The sequence below is a fragment of the Microbacterium pullorum genome, assembly GCF_014836535.1.
GTDB lineage: Bacteria > Actinomycetota > Actinomycetes > Actinomycetales > Microbacteriaceae > Microbacterium > Microbacterium pullorum.
Window position 1 is genome coordinate 205,418 of sequence record NZ_JACSQP010000005.1, and the last position, 19,485, is coordinate 224,902.

At 69.8% G+C, this 19,485-nt stretch carries 18 protein-coding genes; 8 read left to right on the forward strand and 10 right to left on the reverse strand.

Features of this window, described 5'->3' with window-relative positions; all coding sequences use genetic code 11:
- Positions 1 to 153 precede the first annotated feature (153 nt).
- Positions 154 to 1,140, forward strand: coding sequence for a COX15/CtaA family protein (locus tag H9651_RS10020; protein WP_191719161.1), 987 nt, complete (start codon positions 154 to 156; stop codon positions 1,138 to 1,140).
- A gap of 84 nt (positions 1,141 to 1,224) precedes the next feature.
- Complete coding sequence (locus H9651_RS10025) at positions 1,225 to 1,761, forward strand: dinucleotide-utilizing enzyme (RefSeq protein ID WP_191719162.1); 537 nt, start codon at positions 1,225 to 1,227, stop codon at positions 1,759 to 1,761.
- A gap of 101 nt (positions 1,762 to 1,862) precedes the next feature.
- Here H9651_RS10025 and H9651_RS10030 read toward each other — a convergent pair whose 3' ends face one another.
- Together H9651_RS10030 and H9651_RS10035 are read right to left on the reverse strand one after the other, a co-directional pair.
- On the reverse strand, positions 1,863 to 2,720 hold the full coding sequence (locus tag H9651_RS10030) for an endonuclease domain-containing protein (RefSeq protein WP_225216604.1): 858 nt from the start codon (positions 2,718 to 2,720) through the stop codon (positions 1,863 to 1,865).
- A 653-nt stretch (positions 2,721 to 3,373) separates the two neighbouring features.
- Positions 3,374 to 4,297 (reverse strand): heme o synthase, encoded by a 924-nt coding sequence (locus tag H9651_RS10035; protein WP_191719163.1) that lies wholly within the window; start codon positions 4,295 to 4,297, stop codon positions 3,374 to 3,376.
- A gap of 236 nt (positions 4,298 to 4,533) precedes the next feature.
- Between H9651_RS10035 and tkt the strand changes: the two genes are divergently transcribed.
- From tkt to pgl, 6 genes are read left to right on the forward strand one after another with little or no spacing between them, the layout of a single operon-like run.
- Positions 4,534 to 6,633 carry a transketolase gene (gene tkt, locus H9651_RS10040; protein ID WP_191719164.1) on the forward strand — a complete coding sequence of 700 codons (2,100 nt, stop codon included), beginning with the start codon at positions 4,534 to 4,536 and terminating at the stop codon, positions 6,631 to 6,633.
- On the forward strand, positions 6,630 to 7,745 hold the full coding sequence (gene tal, locus H9651_RS10045) for a transaldolase (protein ID WP_191719165.1): 1,116 nt from the start codon (positions 6,630 to 6,632) through the stop codon (positions 7,743 to 7,745). The genes tkt and tal overlap by 4 nt, the downstream gene beginning before the upstream one ends.
- Complete coding sequence (locus H9651_RS10050; RefSeq protein ID WP_191719166.1) at positions 7,742 to 9,370, forward strand: glucose-6-phosphate isomerase; 1,629 nt, start codon at positions 7,742 to 7,744, stop codon at positions 9,368 to 9,370. Before tal ends, H9651_RS10050 begins: the two co-directional genes overlap by 4 nt.
- A gap of 8 nt (positions 9,371 to 9,378) precedes the next feature.
- Entirely contained in the window at positions 9,379 to 10,929 is a 1,551-nt protein-coding gene (zwf, locus tag H9651_RS10055) for a glucose-6-phosphate dehydrogenase (protein ID WP_191719167.1), read from the forward strand.
- Entirely contained in the window at positions 10,926 to 11,873 is a 948-nt protein-coding gene (locus tag H9651_RS10060; RefSeq protein ID WP_191719168.1) for a glucose-6-phosphate dehydrogenase assembly protein OpcA, read from the forward strand. The genes zwf and H9651_RS10060 overlap by 4 nt, the downstream gene beginning before the upstream one ends.
- Positions 11,866 to 12,651: a 6-phosphogluconolactonase gene (gene pgl, locus H9651_RS10065; protein ID WP_191719169.1), complete on the forward strand. Its 786-nt coding sequence runs from the start codon at positions 11,866 to 11,868 to the stop codon at positions 12,649 to 12,651. The genes H9651_RS10060 and pgl overlap by 8 nt, the downstream gene beginning before the upstream one ends.
- A gap of 75 nt (positions 12,652 to 12,726) precedes the next feature.
- Here pgl and H9651_RS10070 read toward each other — a convergent pair whose 3' ends face one another.
- The 8 genes from H9651_RS10070 to rapZ form a co-directional block, all read right to left on the reverse strand.
- Complete coding sequence (locus tag H9651_RS10070; protein ID WP_191719170.1) at positions 12,727 to 13,080, reverse strand: RNA polymerase-binding protein RbpA; 354 nt, start codon at positions 13,078 to 13,080, stop codon at positions 12,727 to 12,729.
- Position 13,081: 1 nt separating this feature from the next.
- On the reverse strand, positions 13,082 to 13,330 hold the full coding sequence (gene secG, locus H9651_RS10075) for a preprotein translocase subunit SecG (RefSeq protein WP_191719171.1): 249 nt from the start codon (positions 13,328 to 13,330) through the stop codon (positions 13,082 to 13,084).
- Between the two features lie 153 nt (positions 13,331 to 13,483).
- Complete coding sequence (gene tpiA, locus H9651_RS10080) at positions 13,484 to 14,272, reverse strand: triose-phosphate isomerase (RefSeq protein WP_191719172.1); 789 nt, start codon at positions 14,270 to 14,272, stop codon at positions 13,484 to 13,486.
- On the reverse strand, positions 14,263 to 15,477 hold the full coding sequence (locus tag H9651_RS10085; RefSeq protein ID WP_191719173.1) for a phosphoglycerate kinase: 1,215 nt from the start codon (positions 15,475 to 15,477) through the stop codon (positions 14,263 to 14,265). Before H9651_RS10085 ends, tpiA begins: the two co-directional genes overlap by 10 nt.
- A gap of 5 nt (positions 15,478 to 15,482) precedes the next feature.
- Positions 15,483 to 16,487 carry a type I glyceraldehyde-3-phosphate dehydrogenase gene (gene gap / locus H9651_RS10090; RefSeq protein WP_191719174.1) on the reverse strand — a complete coding sequence of 335 codons (1,005 nt, stop codon included), beginning with the start codon at positions 16,485 to 16,487 and terminating at the stop codon, positions 15,483 to 15,485.
- Positions 16,488 to 16,640: 153 nt separating this feature from the next.
- Complete coding sequence (locus tag H9651_RS10095) at positions 16,641 to 17,258, reverse strand: superoxide dismutase (RefSeq protein WP_191719175.1); 618 nt, start codon at positions 17,256 to 17,258, stop codon at positions 16,641 to 16,643.
- A 298-nt stretch (positions 17,259 to 17,556) separates the two neighbouring features.
- On the reverse strand, positions 17,557 to 18,534 hold the full coding sequence (gene whiA, locus H9651_RS10100; RefSeq protein WP_191719176.1) for a DNA-binding protein WhiA: 978 nt from the start codon (positions 18,532 to 18,534) through the stop codon (positions 17,557 to 17,559).
- A gap of 63 nt (positions 18,535 to 18,597) precedes the next feature.
- The gene (gene rapZ, locus H9651_RS10105) at positions 18,598 to 19,473 is read right to left on the reverse strand and encodes an RNase adapter RapZ (RefSeq protein ID WP_191719177.1); all 876 of its coding nucleotides are present in this window, start codon (positions 19,471 to 19,473) and stop codon (positions 18,598 to 18,600) included.
- Positions 19,474 to 19,485: the final 12 nt, after the last annotated feature.

Sequence of the window (19,485 nt, forward strand, 5' to 3'; positions counted from 1 at the left end):
TAACCGGCGCGAAATCGCGCCTAGACTATGGGTGATGTCGTCGCTCGCACGCGGCATCCCTACCCCCCGAGTCTACAGGCAACGCCGGCACCACGGCATGGCCACGGCGCCCGGCCGATCCGGATCCGGAGCGCTCTCCCAGGAGGCGACGAAATGTCCCATACGGCCGCGACGACCACCGGACCCTCCCGGTTCTACAACTGGCTGCCCCGCACGATCGATCGGCGTGTGCGGGTGTTCGCCTGGCTCTCATTCCTGGCCGAGGTGCTCATCATCGCCACCGGCGGTGCCGTGCGCCTCACGGGCTCCGGGCTCGGCTGCCCCACGTGGCCCACGTGCACGGCCGAATCGCTCGTGAACACGCCGGAGATGGGGATCCACGGCGTCATCGAGTTCGGCAACCGCACGCTGACGGGACTCGTCGGCATCCTGGCGCTCATCGTCGTCGTGCTCGTGTGGCGCATGCGCGCCGAGCGCCGCGATCTGTTCACGCTGGCGCTCATCGTGCTGGGCGGCGTCGTCGCGCAGGCGCTCGTCGGCGGCGTCACGGTGCTCACCGGGCTCAACCCCTTCATCGTGGGCTTCCACTACGTGTCTTCGCTCACGCTCGTGTGCGTGTGCGCCGCATTCCTGGTGCGCATGAATGCCGCTCCCGGCCCGCGCGAGCGCGCCGTGCCTCGCTGGTATGCCATCACGGCACACGTCACGACCCTCGCCCTCGGCGTCACGATCGTCTTCGGCGTGCTCACCACCGGCGCCGGCCCCCACTCGGGCGATGCGGATGCCGGGCGCAACGGTTTCAACGCGGAGGTGCTCGAGCATGTGCACGCCTGGCCCGGCTACATCCTCTTCGCTCTCGTGTTGACCCTCACCGTCGTGGCATGGCTGCGCCACCTCCCCACCCGCACCTGGACCACCACGCTGCTGGGTGTCGTGCTGGTGCAGGTCGCGGTGGGCCTCTACCAAGCACGCAACGGCCTGCCGGAGCTGGCCGTGGGCGTGCACATGGTGCTCGCCGCGCTGGCTGCGGCCACCATGACCGCCGTCGTCCTGCATCTGAAGGCGCCCCGTACCGCGAGCCTGGGAGGCGGTGCCGGAGCGTCGGACCCGGCCTTCGCCGCGCGCACAGCACACTCATAGGCCGCACATCGCGTGCACCAGGGTGACTGGTGCAGGGTGTTAGACCGTGGCGGAATGCGCCGCGTCCCCGAGTCAAGGAGCAGAATGTCCTCTCGTCCCCGCCTCGTCCGCAGCATCCCCTTCTGGGGTCTGATCGCAGGATCGCTGGCCAGCGGCATCGCCGGCACCATGATCTTGACGGACCGGCTCGGCACCATGGCGTCGGCTCTGACCGATGGCACCGCGACCGGCATCGAGGTCTACGTGGGCCAGATCGAGGCCGTCTTCGGCGCGATCCTCGTCGGCGCCGGCATCGTCGGGCTGGCTCTGGCTCTCACCGTCGCCTCCCTGCGTTCGTTCGTGCCCTCGGCTCCCGCCGCTGTGCCGGTGGAATCGGCCGCGCCCGTCGCGGCCGCCGCGCCGGGTACTTCGTCCGCGCTGGTGGAGTCGACCGAGTCGGCCACGCCGTCCGCCCCGGTTGAGTCGGCTGCGCCGGTGGAGTCCGCCGCCCCGGTTGAGTCCGCCGCCCCGGTCGAGTCGGCCGCGCCGGTGGCTCCGGCCGCGTCGCCCGACGGCACCGCCGCGCCGGCGAGCCCGACCGCCGACGACGCCGAGCCCGCCACCGACGAGCCGCGCAACTGATCCCCGCGCCACGTCTTCGGAGATCGCCCTATTCTCGGACCCGGGTTCCCGGTGGCATCCGAGCGAGGGCTGATCTCCGAAGACGTGGCGTGGTCTTGTTCTCACGCTGCACGGTGGAGCCCCTGCCCGACGGCACGTGAGATGAGGTCCTGGACGGCCGGCCAGTCATCGAGCACCTGCTCGTACGTCACCCGGATGACGTGATAGCCCTGCAGCATCAGCGCCGCGTCGTGCGCGACGTCGCTCGCGCGCTGACCGCCGATGTGCTGTCGCCCGTCGATCTGCACCACCAGTCGTCGCCCGATCAGAAAGTCGACGCGGTGGCCCAGAATCCACGCCTGCGGCACGATACGCACCCGCAGCCAGCGCAACCGCACCGAGAAGATCGTCTCCAGCCCTGAACCGGCATAGCTCTGCGCCGCATCCAGCAGCCGCCGCGCCGTCGTGTCCAGCGGCAGGCGGGTGAGCTCATCCCGCACAGCGCGTCCCTGCGCGAGAGCCGATTCCCACACCGCCAGCGCCACCTCGTGCGGTTGGCAGTGCGCCACGAGCGTCAGCACGTTCTCGATCGGATCCACGAGGGCATCCGGATGCCGCGGCACGAGCGGCGCCGCCCAATGCACGTGCGCCCGCGCGGACTTGCGTCCCGATGCATGCGGGTCGGCCGCCACGTGCGGTCGGTCTTCGCGCAGCACCCACAGTCCCAGGCGTCGTGCCTGCGTGAGACACGACAGCACGACACCGCCACGTGCCGCCGCGACGAGCTCGGCATCGGCGCCGGGCAACGCCACCCAATCGCGCCGCACGGGCACGAGCAGTCCGCGCTCCGCCGCCACCCGGATGCAGTACCGCGACCAACCCGCCCTCCGCAGCGCGGCTACACGAGCGACGCCGCCCTGCGCACCGATGTGCGCGCACAGCGCCCGCAGCCCCCTCTCGACCCGCATCGTCGTCGCCATGCCCCCACCCTGCCCCGAGGCGACGCTCCCCCGCGGCGACGAACACCCGATCCGTGGACGATCCGGCGCTACTCGCACCCTGTGGAGGAGACATCCACGGCGCGGCCGCGCGAGCCGCCATCCGATCCCCCGTCGCCACAACATCGGGGATCGCCACGATCTCGGAGGCGAACCGGCATCCCGATCCGGAATACCGCCGATCCCCGAAGAACCGGCGACGGGATGCCGCGGCAAGGGAGCCCGGATACCGGAGCCACAGAAGCCCGGCGACGGTATGCCGCCCGCTACCAGGGAGCGGGCCGCGCCCCCACGGCGCGGCCGCGCGAGCAGCGTGCGGCCGCGCGAGCGGGCATCCGATCCCCGTCACCAGAACACCGGGGATCGCCACCATCTCGGAGGCGAACCGGCATCCCGGTCCGGAATACCGCCGATCCCCGAAGAACCGGCGACGGATGCCCGGCGAAGGCGCCCGGATGCCGGCGCCCGAATGCCGGCGACGGATGCCCGGCGACGGATGCCCGGCGAAGGCGCGCGGGTGCCGGCGCCCGAATGCCGGCGACGGAGGCCCGGCGACGGATGCCCGGATGCCGAGGCCCGGATGCCGGGCCCGGCTGAGGCGCCCGGAATGCGGCGACCGCCGCGCGGGTCGGACTCTAGAAGGGAAGCAGCGGGTCGACCGCGATCGCGAGGAACAGCAGCGTCAGGTATGTGATGGAGGCGTGGAACACGCGCATCGGCTTGGGCTCGGTGCCGCGCACCGCACGGTTGTAGAGCACGTGCGACTCGTACACGAACCAGCCGCCGAAGACGAGGGCGGACACTGTGTAGACCAGGCCCATCCCGGCGACGGGGATCAGCAGCAGCGAGCAGGCGACCGTGGCCCACGCGTACAGGATCACCTGCAAGCCCACCTGTGTGCCGTTGCGGGTCGCGCCGAGCATCGGCACCTCGACCCCGGCGTAGTCGCCCTTGTACTTCATCGACAGTGGCCAGTAGTGCGGCGGCGTCCACAGGAACACCAGCGCGAACAGGATGATCGGGCTCCACCCGATCGAACCGGTGACCGCAGACCAGCCGATGAGCACGGGGAAGCACCCCGCGATGCCGCCCCACACGATGTTCTGCTCGGTGCGGCGCTTGAGGATCATCGTGTAGATCACGACGTAGAAGAAGATCGCAACGGCCGACAGCGCTGCGGCCACCCAGTTCGTCGTGAACAGCAGCCAGACGGTGGATACCACCGCCAGCGTCCACGAGAAGATGAGGGCCGCGCGGGGCGTGATCTCGCCGGTGACGAGGGGGCGACCGGCGGTGCGCTTCATGTGCGCGTCCATGTCGCGGTCGAGGTACATGTTGAACGCGGCGGCGGAACCGGCGCTCATCGAGCCGCCGATCACGGTGGCGAGCACCAGCCAGATGTCGGGAAAACCGCCGGCCGCGAGGATCATGACCGGCACGGTCGTCACCAGAAGCAGCTCGAGCACGCGCGGCTTGGTCAACGCGACGTAGGCGCGGAGGGTGCTGCCGAACGAGCGTGCCGTCGTACGCACACCGCTCGACGTCGTCGTGATGTTCATTTCCCCCGCCATCGCCTTCTGCTGCCGCCCCAGTCTATGCCATGACCTTCAGCCGCCGATCGGCTCGCGCGCGTGCGCGTCGGTCACGCGACGACCTCTATGACGCCCCGTCGGACACCACTTCGGTATGCTGGGCAGACACGCGCGCCAGTGCCGTCGACCCCCTCACCCTCTGCTTATCGCGGGCTGCGGACGGGCTTTCGCACCACGCGCATCCCCTCGAGAAAGGCGACCGAGTGTCGGAGTTGCAGTGGGACGAGATCGATCGGCGCGCGGTGGATACCGCTCGTGTGCTGGCAGCAGACGCCGTCGAGAAGGTAGGCAACGGCCACCCCGGCACCGCGATGAGCCTCGCGCCGGCGGCGTACCTGCTCTACCAGCGGGTGATGCGCCACGACCCGACCGACGCCGACTGGCTCGGCCGTGACCGTTTCATCCTGTCGGTGGGGCACTCCTCGCTCACGCAGTATGTACAGCTCTACCTCGGCGGGTTCGGTCTCGAACTCGACGACCTGAAGTCGCTGCGCACGTGGGGATCGAAGACCCCCGGCCACCCCGAGTACGGTCACACCGCGGGCGTGGAGATCACCACCGGCCCGCTCGGCCAGGGCCTGGCATCGGCCGTGGGTTTCGCGTACGCCGCTCGCTACGAGCGCGGCCTGTTCGACCCCGAAGCACCCGCCGGACAGTCACCGTTCGACCACTTCGTGTACGTGATCGCCGGCGACGGCGACCTGCAGGAGGGGGTCACCAGCGAGGCGTCGTCGCTCGCCGGACACCAGCAGCTGGGCAACCTGATCGCGATCTACGACTCCAACCAGATCTCGATCGAGGACGACACCAACGTCGCCTTCACCGAAGACGTCGCCGCGCGCTACGAGGCGTACGGCTGGCACGTGCAGACGGTCGACTGGAAGCGCACCGGGGAGTACGTCGAGGACGTCGCCGAACTGTACGCCGCGATCGAGGCGGCCAAGGGCGAGACCGACAAGCCGTCGCTGATCATCCTCAAGACGATCATCGGGTGGCCGGCCCCCGGCAAGCAGAACACCGGCAAGATCCACGGCTCCGCCCTCGGCGCCGACGAGCTGGCCGCGACCAAGAAGGTGCTCGGCTTCGACCCCGAGCAGTCCTTCGTGGTGGCCGACGACGTCATCGAGCGCACCCGCTCGCTCGCTGAGCGCGCCGCCACCGAGCGCGCCGCCTGGCAGCAGGCGTTCGACGCATGGGCCGAGGCCAACCCCGAGCGCAAGGCGCTGCTGGACCGCCTCGAGGCTCACGAACTCCCCGCCGACATCGCCGATGCCCTCCCCTCGTTCGAGGCCGGCAAGGACGTCTCCACCCGCGCGGCATCGGGACTGGTCATCAACGCCCTCGCCGCCGAGCTCCCCGAGCTCTGGGGCGGATCGGCCGACCTCGCCGAGTCGAACCTCACCACCATCAAGAAGGCGAAGAGCTTCATCCCCGCCGAGTGGTCCACCCACGAGTGGTCCGGCTCGCCCTACGGCCGCGTGCTGCACTTCGGCATCCGCGAGCACGCCATGGGCGCGATCATCAACGGCATCAAGCTGCACGGTCCCACCCGGCCGTTCGGCGGCACGTTCCTCATCTTCAGCGACTACATGCGCCCCGCGGTGCGTCTGGCCGCACTGATGGACGTGCCCTCGATCTTCGTGTGGACCCATGACTCCGTCGCCCTCGGTGAGGACGGCCCCACCCACCAGCCGATCGAGCAGCTGGCGACGCTTCGCGCCATCCCCAACTTCACGGTCGTGCGCCCGGCGGATGCCAACGAGACCGCCGCGGCGTGGCTCGAGATCCTGCGCCGCCAGGGCGGCCCCACAGGCATCGCGCTGACCCGTCAGAACATCCCGGTGTTCGACCGCGGCACCGGCGACGCCGAGGGCGATGTGTTCGCCTCGGCCGATGGCGTCGCCAAGGGGGCGTACATCCTCGCGGAGGCGCCGGGCGGCACGCCCGACGTCATCCTCGTCGCCACCGGCTCCGAGGTGCAGCTGGCCGTCGCCGCCCGCGAGACGCTCGCCGCCGACGGCATCAACGCGCGCGTCGTGTCGGCCCCGTCGCTGGAGTGGTTCGCCGAGCAGGATGCCGCCTACCGCGAGCACGTGCTGCCGGCCGCCGTGAAGGCCCGCGTCTCGGTGGAGGCCGGTTCCGCCCTCACCTGGCGCGGCATCGTCGGTGACGCCGGCCGGTCGGTCGCGATCGACCACTTCGGCGCCTCCGCCGACTACAAGACCCTGTTCGAGAAGTTCGGCATCACCGCCGAGGCCGTCGTCAACGCGGCGCGCGAGACGCTCAAGGAGACCCACGCATGACCACCCCCACCGCCCGACTGTCCGCGGCCGGCGTCAGCATCTGGCTCGATGACCTCTCCCGCCAGCGCATCACCACCGGAAACCTGCAGGCTCTGATCGAGTCCCGTGACGTCGTCGGGGTCACCACGAACCCGACGATCTTCCAGGGCGCGATCTCGGCCGGCATCGGCTACGAAGAGGCCATCGCCGCGCAGGCCGCCGCCGGCGCGTCGGCTGACGACACGATCTTCGCGCTCACCACCACCGACGTGCGCGATGCGTGCGACATCTTCCGCCCGATCTACGACGCGACCCGGGGCGTCGACGGTCGCGTGTCGATCGAGGTCTCCCCCGAGCTCGCACACGACACCGCGGCGACCGTGGCGCAGGCCAAGGAACTGCACGCGGCCGTCGACCGCCCGAACGTGCTCATCAAGATCCCCGCCACCAAGGCGGGGCTGCCCGCCATCACCGAGGCCATCGCGGCGGGCATCTCGGTCAACGTGACGCTGATCTTCTCGCTCGAGCGCTACAACGACGTCATCGACGCGTACCTCGCGGGGCTCGAGCAGGCGCGCGCCGCCGGTATCGACCTGTCCGGCATCCACTCGGTCGCCTCGTTCTTCGTCTCACGCGTGGACACCGAGGTCGACAAGCGTCTCACCGACATCGGCTCCGACGCGGCCCTCGCACTGAAGTCGAAGGCCGCCATCGCCAACGCGCGCCTGGCGTACGAGCTGTTCGAGAAGAAGTTCGCCGAGCAGCGCGCGCAGGACCTGGTGGCCCTCGGCGCCAACGTGCAGCGGCCGCTGTGGGCCTCGACCGGCGTGAAGGACCCGGCACTGCCGGACACCCTCTACGTCACCGAGCTCGTCGCTTCCGGCACCGTGAACACCATGCCCGAGAAGACGCTGCAGGCGACGTTCGACCACGCCGAGGTCACCGGCGACACCATCACCGGCGCCTACGCCGACGCGCACCGCGTGTTCGACGAGCTCGCCGCGATCGGCATCGACCTGGTCGATGTCACCCAGGTGCTCGAAGACGAAGGCGTGGAGAAGTTCATCGCCTCGTGGCACGACCTTCAGGGCACGGTCGCCGCGGCGCTCGAAGGGGCGAAGGCGCGGGCATGAGCTTCGACATCCGGGTCACCGGGCACGCCAAGGCCACGGTCGAGCAGACCCTTCCCGATCTCGTCGGCAGCCTCATCGCCAGCGGCATCACCGCCGGCGACGGGAGCCTGTGGGGTCCGGATGCCGAAGCCGAAGCATCCCGGCGCCTCGGGTGGGTGCAGGCGGTCACCGTCTCACGCCCGCTCGTCCCCGAGATCCTGGCGCTCCGCGACGAGCTCACCGCCCGCGGCATCACGCGCGTGGTGCTCGCCGGCATGGGCGGGTCGTCGCTGGCTCCCGAGGTGATCGCGCAGACCAGCGGCGTGCCGCTGGTGATCCTCGACTCCACCGCGCCCGGCCAGGTGCTGGCCGCGATCGACGGCGACAGCGAGACCGGGGGTCTGGCCGAGACGGTGCTCGTGGTGTCGTCCAAGTCCGGCTCCACCGTAGAGACCGACTCCGCCAAGCGCGCCTTCGAGGCGGCGTGGCGGGATCTCGGCATCGACCCCGCGGAGCACATCGTCGTCGTCACCGATCCCGGTTCGCCGCTGGATCGGTCGGCCCGCGCCGACGGCTACCGTGTCTTCAACGCCGACCCCACCGTCGGCGGCCGCTACTCGGCGCTCACCGCTTTCGGCCTGGTCCCCACGGGCCTGGCCGGGGTCGACATCGAGGAGCTGCTCACCGAGGCCGAGGCGACGCTGCTGGAAGTGGCGATCGACAGCCCGGAGAACCCGGCCCTGGTGCTGGCCGCGGCGATCGCCGGCGGTACCCCGCTCCGCGACAAGCTCGGCCTCATCAGCGACGGCACCCACATCGTGGGCCTGCCGGACTGGATCGAGCAGCTGGTCGCCGAGTCCACCGGCAAGAACGGCACCGGCATCCTGCCCGTCGTGCTGCTGCCGGTCTCCCCCGAGCTCGAGGCCAAGCCCGCCGATCTGCAGATCCTGCGACTCGTCGACGAAGCCCATCAGTTCCATCTGTTCGAGCAGCACGAGGGCGAGATCCTCGTGTCGGGCTCGCTCGGGGCGCAGCTGGTGGTCTGGGAGTACGCGACGGCGATCGCGGGCCGCATCCTCGGCATCGACCCGTTCGACCAGCCCGACGTCGAATCGGCCAAGGCCGCCGCGCGCGGTCTGCTCGATGCCCGCCCCGAACAGGCGGCACCCGCCTTCGTGCAGGACGGCGTCGAGGTACGCGTCTCCGACCCCGCTCTCGCTGCATCCGGCACCATCGCCGGCGTCCTCGAGGCGCTGTGGGCGCGCGTCCCCGCCGACGGCTACGTCTCGGTGCAGGCCTACGTCGACCGCCTCGCGCTGTCGACCCTGTCGGGACTGCGCGAAATGGTCGCCGCCGACAGCGGTCGCCCGACGACCTTCGGGTGGGGTCCGCGCTTCCTGCACTCCGCGGGGCAGTTCCACAAGGGCGGCCCCGCCAACGGCGTGTTCCTGCAGATCCTCGACGGCGGCGAGATCGACCTCGAGATCCCCGGGCGACCGTTCACCTTCGGTCAGCTCATCCGCGCGCAGGCCGCCGGCGATGCCGCTGTGCTCGCCCAGACCCACGGGCGCCCCGTCGTCACACTCACTCTCACCGAACCGCAGGCAGAAGTGCTGACGCTGTTCGAAGCCGTCCTGGAGGACTGATACCACCGATGACCGTCGAGATCCAGCGCGGCCGCAATCCGCTGCGCGATCCGGACGACCGTCGCCTGAACCGCATCGCCGGTCCGAGCGCGCTCGTCATCTTCGGCGTGACAGGGGACCTGTCACGCAAGAAGCTCATGCCCGCCGTCTACGACCTCGCCAACCGCGGGCTCCTGCCTCCTGGGTTCGCCCTGGTCGGCTTCGCCCGGCGCGACTGGGATGACGAGGACTTCGCGCGCGTCGTCTACGACGCCGTGAAGCAGCATGCCCGCACGCCGTTCCGCGAGGAGACCTGGAAGCAGCTGCTGCAGGGCATCCGGTTCGTGTCGGGCGAGTTCGGCGACGCCGAGGCATTCCAGCGCCTGCGCGACACCGTGCACGCCCTCGACGTCGAACGCGGCACGATGGGCAACCACGCGTACTACCTGTCGATCCCGCCCAAGGACTTCCCCCTCGTCGCGAAGCAGCTGAAGGCGTCGGGCCTGGTGGACGACACCGCCGCCGGCGACTCGAGCTGGCGCCGTGTCGTCATCGAGAAGCCGTTCGGCAGCGACCTGCAGACCGCGCGCGCGCTCAACGAGGCGCTGGAGGTGGCGTTCCCCGCCGACTCGATCTTCCGCATCGACCACTACCTCGGCAAAGAGACGGTGCAGAACATCATGGCGCTGCGCTTCGCCAATGAGCTGTTCGAGCCGCTGTGGAACCGCAACTACGTCGACCACGTGCAGATCACGATGGCCGAGGACATCGGCGTGGGCGGCCGTGCCGGCTACTACGACGGCATCGGCGCCGCCCGCGACGTCATCCAGAACCACCTGCTGCAGCTGCTCGCGCTCACCGCGATGGAGGAGCCGATCTCGCTGGATGCCACGCATCTGCGCGCCGAGAAGGAGAAGGTCCTCGCTGCAGTGCAGCTGCCCGCCGACCTGTCCACGGCGACCGCCCGCGGCCAGTACGCCGGCGGCTGGCAGGGCGGCGAGAAGGTCACCGGCTTCCTCGACGAGGAGGGCATGGACCCGGCGTCCACCACCGAGACGTACGCCGCGGTGAAACTCGAGATCGCCACCCGCCGCTGGGCGGGGGTGCCGTTCTACCTGCGCACCGGCAAGCGTCTGGGCCGGCGTGTCACCGAGATCGCGGTCGTGTTCAAGCGCGCGCCGCAGCACCTGTTCCTGCGCAACCAGACCACCGAGCAGGGTCAGAACGCGCTCGTGATCCGCGTGCAGCCCGACGAGGGCGTCACGATCCGCTTCGGATCCAAGGTGCCGGGGGCTGCCACCGAGGTGCGCGACGTCACGATGGACTTCGGCTATGGGCACGCCTTCACCGAGTCGAGCCCCGAGGCGTACGAGCGCCTCATCCTCGACGTGCTGCTGGGCGACCCGCCGCTGTTCCCCCGCCACGAGGAGGTCGAGCTGAGCTGGCGCATCCTCGATCCCATCGAGCAGTTCTGGGCCGAGCAGGGCGGACCGCTCGAACAATACTCCCCTGGTTCGTGGGGACCCCCGTCGGCTGATGAGCTGCTGGCCCGCGACGGCCGCGTCTGGAGGCGTCCATGATCGTCGATCTGCCCGACACCACCGTGTCCCAGGTGGCGCGGTCCCTCGTCAAGGTGCGCGAGGAGGGCGGCGCTGTGGCACTCGGCCGCGTGCTGACCCTCGTCATCGCCACGTCGCACGGTCTCGAGGAAGACGCGATCGATGCGGCCAACGACGCCTCCCGCGAACACCCCATGCGCGTCATCGTGCTGATCAGCCACCACGACGGCGATGCCCGCCTCGACGCGCAGATCCGCGTCGGCGGCGACGCGGGGGCGAGCGAGGTCATCGTGCTGCGTGCTCATGGGGATGCCACGAGCAACCCCGACAGTCTCATCACGGGTCTGCTGCTGCCCGACGCGCCGGTCGTGGCGTGGTGGCCCGACCACCCACCGGCGATTCCCGCCGAGTCCGGCATCGGACGCATCGCGCAGCGGCGCATCACCGATGCCGCGACGAAGCCGTTCACGACCGACCGGCTGTCCGTTCTCGGGAGCACCTACGCACCCGGCGACACCGATCTGGCGTGGACGCGACTGACCCATTGGCGCGAGCAGCTGGCCGCCGTGCTCGACCAGCCGCCCTACGAGCCGGTCACCGCCGTCGAGGTGCTCGGCGCCGGCAGCTCGCCGTCCACGGCGCTGCTCGCCGCGTGGCTGCGCCTCAAGCTCGAGGTGCCCGTCACGTGGCGTTACACGTCCCCCGAGGAATGGGACCACGGCATCCGCTCGGTGCGTCTCACCCGCGCCTCCGGCGACATCCTGCTGGAGCGCACCAACGACATCGACGCGCACCTCGCGCAGCCGCAGCAGCCGGGCCATGAGATCGTGCTCCCCCGTCGCACGCTGCGCGAGTGCCTCGCCGAGGAGCTGCGCCGGCTCGATCCGGACGTCCTGTATGGTCGTGTCATCACGGAGGGCTGGGATCTGCTCGGTCCCGCAGTGGTACAGGAGTCGCATGGCTGAGTTCACCACCGAGAAGCGGGTGGTGGTCCGCCCCGACCCCGCCCACGTCGCACGGTCCGTGGCCACCCGGGTGCTGTCCCGATTGGGCAAGCGGGGCCGCGCGGGACTCGTCAGCCACGTGTCGCTCACCGGCGGCGTGATGGGTGGCGTCGTGCTGCGCGCGATCGCCGACCATCCCAAGCGCGACGACGTCGACTGGTCGCTCGTGCATTTCTGGTGGAGCGACGAGCGGTTCCTCCCCCGCGAGCACCGTGACCGCAACGAGCGCGTCGGGCGCACCACGCTGTTCGACCACATCGATGTCCCGGCCGAGAACATCCACCCGATCCCCGCGTCCGACGCGGGCATCGACATGGATGCCGCCGCGGAGGCGTACGAGCGGGAGCTCGCCCGGTTCGCCGACGAGGAGACCGGCAACCCGTGGCCGTCGTTCCAGATCACCTTCCTGGGTGTCGGACCCGACGGGCACATCGCGTCGCTGTTCCCCGACCGCCCCGAGATCCAGGTCACCGACCGCGCGGTGGTCGCGGTGCGGGACTCGCCCAAGCCGCCTTCCGAGCGCATCACCATGACGCGCCCGGTCATCAACTCGGCGGTGCGCGTGTGGATGGTGCTCGCCGGTGCCGACAAGGCCGCGGCGCTCGGACTCGTACTCGCCGGCGCCAGCTACGACAGTGTGCCGGCGGCCGGGGCCAAGGGCCGGCGGCGGACGATCATCTTCGTCGATGAGGCGGCCGCGTCACAGGTGCCACCCGAGCTCATCGACGGCGAGTACTGACCGCCCGACAGACGAAGAAGGGGATGCCATCGGCATCCCCTTCTTCGTATGTGTCGACCGACGTGCGGTCTCAGATCACAGGCCGCGGCGCTCGCGCAGCTGCGTGAGGGCGTCGTCGAGGAGGGTCGCCGCCTCTTCTTCGGTGCGGCGCTCCTTCACGTAGGCCAGGTGGGTCTTGTACGGCTCGGGCTTGGCCAGGGCCGGCGGGTTCTGCTGGTCGCGCCCCGCGGGAAGACCGGAGTGGGGGGAGTCGATCGTCTCGGGGATCTCGTCCTCGGCGATGCCGGCGGCGAAGAAGCGCACCGTCTCGTTGCCGAGGGCGTCCCAGTACGACACCGACACGCGGTCGGCGTGGAAGCCGTGGTCCTGCTCACCCATCGGGCCGGCACCCACACGAGTGCCGCGGATCGCGTTGCCGCCTGTAGCCATGTCAGATTCCCTGGAACTTGGTGATCAGGCCCAGGGCCACGATCGAGACGAACCACGCGAGAGCGAGGATGACGGTGAATCGGTTGAGGTTGCGTTCGGCCAGGCCCGAAGAGCCCATCGCCGACGTCATGCCACCGCCGAACATGTCGGAAAGCCCGCCGCCCCGCCCCTTGTGGAGCAGGATCAGAAGGGTCAGCAGCAGGCTGGTGATGCCCAGCAGCACCTGCAGAGAGAACTCGAGGATTGGCACAGTCGTAGAAGCCTTTCGCTGCGATCCCTGCGGACCGCACAAAGATCGAGTATACCGATGCTGCTCGGTCTCAGCGTATCCCCCGCCCGGTGACCGCGGATCGCGCGGCCGCCGGGCGGGAGGATTTCGCTGAACGCAGCGGAAACGCGTCGGTCAGACGCCGACGTGCTTCTGGTAACGGATGATCGCCGCGAACTCATCCACCAGCAGGCTGGCGCCGCCGACGAGCGCGCCGTCGACGTCGGGCTCACGCATGAAGCTCGCGATGTTTCCCGACTTCACGGAGCCGCCGTAGAGCACACGGGTGCGCTCCGCCGCGTCGGCGCCGAGCTTTGCAGCCACGACGTCGCGAAGCTTCGCGCACACGTCCTGTGCCTGTTCGGGCGTGGCTGCCTGACCCGAGCCGATGGCCCAGACCGGCTCGTAGGCCACGACGATGTCGGCATCGGCGGGGACCGACTCGAGGGCGACCTCGAGCTGGCCCACCGGCACCGCGCTGGCGCCGTGGGTCTCGAGATCCTCGGCGGTCTCGCCCACGCAGATCACCGGAACCAGCCCGTGCCGCAGCGCCGCCTGCACCTTCGCCGCCACGACCTCATCGGTCTCGGCGTGGTACTGACGACGTTCGGAGTGCCCGATGATGACGTATGCGCAGTCGAGCTTGGACAGGAACGCACCGGAGATCTCGCCGGTGTAGGCACCGGAGTCGTGTGCCGACAGGTCCTGCGCACCGAGCGCGAAGGCGATCTTGTCGGCATCCAGCAGCGTCTGCACGGCACGCAGGTCGGTGTACGGCGGGAAGACCGCCACCTCGACACTGCCGTCCTCGTGCTTGGCGTCCTTGAGCGTCCACGCGAGCTTCTGGACGAACGCGATCGCCTGCAGGTGATCGAGGTTCATCTTCCAGTTGCCGGCGATGAGCGGCGTGCGGTTCACTCCCATCCGAGCACCTCCAGTCCGGGCAGACGCTTGCCTTCGAGGAACTCCAGGCTCGCGCCACCGCCGGTGGAGATGTGACCGAACTGGTCGTCGGCGAAGCCCAGCTGACGCACCGCGGCGGCGGAGTCGCCACCGCCGACGACGGACAGTCCGTCGACCTCGGTGAGGGCCTGCGCGACGGCCTTCGTGCCGGCGGCGAACGCGTCCATCTCGAACACGCCCATCGGGCCGTTCCAGAAGACCGTCTTGCTGCCACGGATCGCGTCGGCGAAGTGCTCGGCGGTCTTGGGTCCGATGTCCAGCCCCATTCCGTCGGCGCCGAACGGCGTCGCTTCGATCGCGTCGGCATCGGCCACGACGTGGTCGGCGTCGGCGGCGAACGATGCCGCCACCACCACGTCCACGGGCAGCACCAGCTCCACGCCCAGCTCTTGCGCCTTGGCGATGTAGCCGCGAACCGTCTCGAGCTGATCCTGCTCGAGCAGGCTCGTGCCGACCTTGTGGCCCTGGGCCGCGAGGAAGGTGTACATCATGCCGCCGCCGATGCAGATCTTCTGCACCCGCGGGAGCAGATGCGCGATGACGCCCAGCTTGTCGCTGACCTTCGACCCGCCCAGCACGACCGTGTACGGCCGCTCCGGCTTCTCGGTGAGGCGGTCGAGCACGTCGACCTCCTTCTCGATGAGGTACCCGGCCGCTGAGGGCAGGATCTCGGCGAGATCGAAGACCGACGCCTGCTTGCGGTGCACGACGCCGAACCCGTCGGAGACGAGCACGTCCCCGAGTTCTGCGAGCTGCTCGGCGAACGCGCGACGCTCGGCCGCATCCTTCGCCGTCTCGCCCGCGTTGAACCGCAGGTTCTCGATGATGGCGATGTCACCGTCTTCCAGGGCCGCCACGGCGTCGTGCGCCGAGGGACCCACGGTGTCGCGGGCGAACGCGACCGGCTTGCCGAGCAGCTCCGACAGCCGCTGCGCCACGGGGGCCAGCGTGTACTTCTCGTCGGGGGCGCCGGCGGGCCGGCCCAGGTGCGAGCACGCGATGACACGCGCTCCCTGGTTGATGAGGTGATTCAGCGTGGGGAGCGCGGCCCGCACGCGGCCATCGTCCGTGATGACGCCGTCCTTGAGGGGGACGTTGAAGTCAGCACGGACGATGACGCGCTTGCCGGCCAGCGAACCCAGCGATTCGAGGGTGCGCAGGGCCATGGCCGTCAGAGCTTGCTTGCGACGAGCTCGGTGAGGTCGACGAGGCGGTTCGAGTAGCCCCACTCGTTGTCGTACCAGCCGACGATCTTGACCTGGTTGCCCATCACACGGATGAGGCCGGCGTCGAAGATGCACGAGTGCGGGTCGGTGACGATGTCGCTCGAGACGATGTCGTCCTCGGTGTACTTGAGGATGCCCTTGAGGGGACCCTCGGCGGCAGCCTTGTACGCGGCCTTGATCTCCTCGACCGTGACGCCTTCGCGGGTCTCGATGGTGAGGTCGGTGGCAGAGCCGGTGGGAACCGGCACGCGCAGCGCGAAGCCGTCGAGCTTGCCCTTGAGCTCGGGCAGCACCAGGCCGATGGCCTTGGCGGCACCGGTCGAGGTGGGGACGATGTTCAGGGCGGCGGCGCGCGCGCGACGCAGGTCCTTGTGCGGGCCGTCCTGCAGGTTCTGGTCCGCGGTGTAGGCGTGCACCGTGGTCATGAGGCCACGCTCGATGCCGAAGTGGTCGTTGAAGACCTTGGCCATGGGGGCCAGGCAGTTCGTGGTGCACGACGCGTTCGAGATGATGTGGTGCTTCTCGGGGTCGTAGTCGCCCTCGTTGACACCGAGGACGAACGTGGCGTCCTCACCGGTGGCGGGGGCCGAGATCAGCACCTTCTTGGCGCCGCCGGCGATGTGCTTGCGGGCGTCCTCGGCCTTCGTGAAGCGACCGGTGGACTCGATGACGATGTCCACGCCCAGCTCACCCCAGGGGAGGTTCGCGGGGTCGCGCTCTTCGAAGACCTTGATCTTCTTGTCACCGACCGTGATCGAATCTGCGTCGTACGAGACCTCGGCGTCCAGCCGGCCGAGGATCGAGTCGTACTTCAGCAGGTGAGCAAGGGTCTTGTTGTCGGTGAGGTCGTTCACCGCCACGATTTCGAGGTCCGCACCCTGCGCGAGTGCCGCGCGAAGGTAGTTCCGTCCGATGCGGCCGAAGCCGTTGATTCCGATCTTGACAGACACGATGTCTCCCGTTTCCGTCGCGCCGGTCGCGCCTGTCCGGCGCTCCAGTCACGATCTTCTCTCGATAGAGAGGATGTCCTCTCCAGACAGAGAGGATGCCGGAACCCCGCCCCGTTCCCGGGAGGATTCAGGCATCCTCACCTGTCTTCGACCCTACAGCAGACCGGCCGTCTTCTCACGGGCAGACGCGAACCGGTCACCCACATTTTCCCAGTTGGCGATGTTCCAGAACGCCTTGACGTAGTCGGCGCGCACGTTCTGGTAGTCGAGGTAGTACGCGTGCTCCCAGACGTCGAGGAGCAGCAGCGGGACGGTGCCCGCGGCGAACTGCGACTGCTGGTCGAAGAACTGCTGGATGATGAGGTTCTCACCCAGCGAATCCCAGAACAGCCCGGCCCAGCCGGAGCCCTGCACGCCCAGCGCGGCGGCGGAGAAGTGGGCCTGGAACTTGTCGAACGAGCCGAAGTGGTCGTCGATGGCCGAGGCCAGGTCGCCGACGGGCTTGTCGCCGCCGTTGGGCGAAAGGTTCGTCCAGAAGATCGAGTGGTTGACGTGACCGCCGAGGTTGAAGGCGAGGTCCTTCTCGAGCTTGTTCACGTTCGCGAAGTTGCCGGTCTCGCGCGCTTCGGCGAGCTGTTCGAGCGCCGTGTTGGCACCGGTCACGTAGGCCTGGTGGTGCTTGTCGTGGTGCAGCTGCATGATCTTGCCGCTGATGCTGGGCTCCAGCGCCGCGTAGTCATAAGGCAGCTCGGGCAGGGTGTATTTCGCCATGTTCGCTTCTTCCTGTCGGCGCCGCGCCGAAGTCCTCGGTGCGGCGAGGGGACCTGATCATCCTAATGAGCGACAACACCCGCGGCACGAGGTTGCTTCCCGATGCCCGACCCGCTATCCCCGCCCCCGTCCCCGCTCGCGGGGCGCCCCGATCGCTGAGACGACATCTGGTGGCCGAGACGAAGGGAAACGACCGTCGTCTCGGCCGTCAGGAGTCGTTTCACCGTGGCGCGCGGCGCGGCGCGGCGCGGCGCGGGGAGGCGCGGCGCGGGGCGCGGCGCGCGCGCGGCGGAGGGCGTCAGTCGTCGTCGCCGGCGGGAACGGCGGATTCGGTGTCGGGGACACCGTCGAGTTCCGCCTTCTTGTCGGCCATCGCGAGCAGTCGTCGGATGCGACCGGCGACGGCGTCCTTCGTGAGCGGCGGCTCGGCGTGGTGACCGAGTTCGTCCAGGCTCGCGTCGCGGTGCGCGAGGCGCAGCTCCCCCGCCTGACGCAGGTGCGGCGGCACCTCGTCACCGAGGATCTCGAGCGCCCGCTCGACACGCGCGCACGCGGCGACGGCGGCCTGGGCCGAGCGACGCAGGTTCGCGTCGTCGAAGTTCACAAGTCGGTTCACCCCGGCACGCACCTCGCGGCGCTGGCGCAGCTGCTCCCACTCGGCCGCGGTGCGCACCGCACCCATCTCGGCGAGGGTCGCCCGGATCGCCTCGCCGTCGCGCACGACGACGCGCGGGACGCCCCGCACCTCCCGCGCCTTGGCGGCGATTCCGAGCCGGTGCGCGGCGCCGACGAGCGCCATGGCCGCCTCGCCCGAGGGGCACGAGATCTCCAGCGCTGCAGAGCGGCCGGGGTCACTCAGGCTGCCGGCGGCGAGGAACGCACCACGCCAGATGGCGGCGAGGTCGGGACGCGCGCCGGTGGTGAGCTTGTTCGGCAGCCCGCGCACGGGTCGGCGACGCTGGTCGAGCAGGCCGGTCTGGCGGGCGAGCGTCTCGCCGCCGTCGATCACCCGCACGGCGAAGTGACCGCCGGCGCGGCCGCCGGAGGCCTGCACGTGGGCGAGCTCGGGGCGCACCCCGTAGATCTCCATGAGGTCACGCGCCACGCGCCGGGCAAGGCCGTCGGACTCGAGTTCGGCCTCGACCGCGACACGGCCGGCGATGGAGTGCAGTCCGCCCGAGAAGCGCAGCAGGGCTGTCAGCTCGGCGACCCGCGCCGTCGGGCGAGGGTCGCGGATGGCGGCCAGCTCGGCCTTCACGTCAGCGGTCAGCGGCACGGGAATCCTTCCAAGAGGGCGCGGGGGACAATCGTCCAGCTTACTCCCGACCGTGATGGGCGTTTACTCCCGACCGAGGTCCCGGTGCTTCACCCGCACAGCGACGCCGGGCAACGATGCCAGCCGCCGTGCCAGTTCCTCGGTGGTCGCCACGGAGCGGTGCTTGCCTCCGGTGCAGCCGATGGCGATCGTCGAATGGGGCTTGTTCTCGCGTTGGTAGCCGGCGATCACCGGGGTCAGCGCCGCCACGTAGGCGTCGAGGAACTCCGTGGCGCCCTCCTGCGAGAAGACGTAGTCGCGCACCGCTTCGTCCTTGCCGGTGAACTGCTTGAGCTCCGGCACCCAGTAGGGGTTCGGCAGGAACCGCATGTCGGCGACGATGTCGGCGTCGGGTGGCATCCCGTATTTGAAACCGAAGCTCATGACGGTCAGGGTGTGGCGGGCAGACCCTTCGGCGGCGAAGAGATCGACGACCCGGGTGGCGAGCTGGTGGATGTTGTCCTGGGAGGTGTCGATGATGACGTCGGCGCTCTCGCGCACCCGCGCCAGGCGCACTCGTTCACGGTGGATGCCGTCCAGCAGCGTGCCGTCGCCCTGCAGCGGGTGGGGACGACGCACCGATTCGAACCGGCGCACCAGCACCTCGTCGGAGGCGTCGAGGAACAGCACGCGCAGGTGGCGTCCATCGCGCAACGCCTGGGTGATGCGCGGGAGCTCGGCGAAGAGGTCGCGTCCTCGCACGTCGACGACGGCGGCGACCTTGGGCAGCGAGCTGCCGGCGAGTTCGCTGAGATCCAGCAGCGGCCGAAGCATCTGCGGCGGCAGGTTGTCCACGACGTACCAGCCGAGGTCTTCCAGCGCGTTCGCGGCGGTGGTGCGCCCGGCTCCGGACATGCCGGTGACGATGAGGACCTCGCCCGCGTCCTTCGTACCTGCCATCCAGCGACCTCC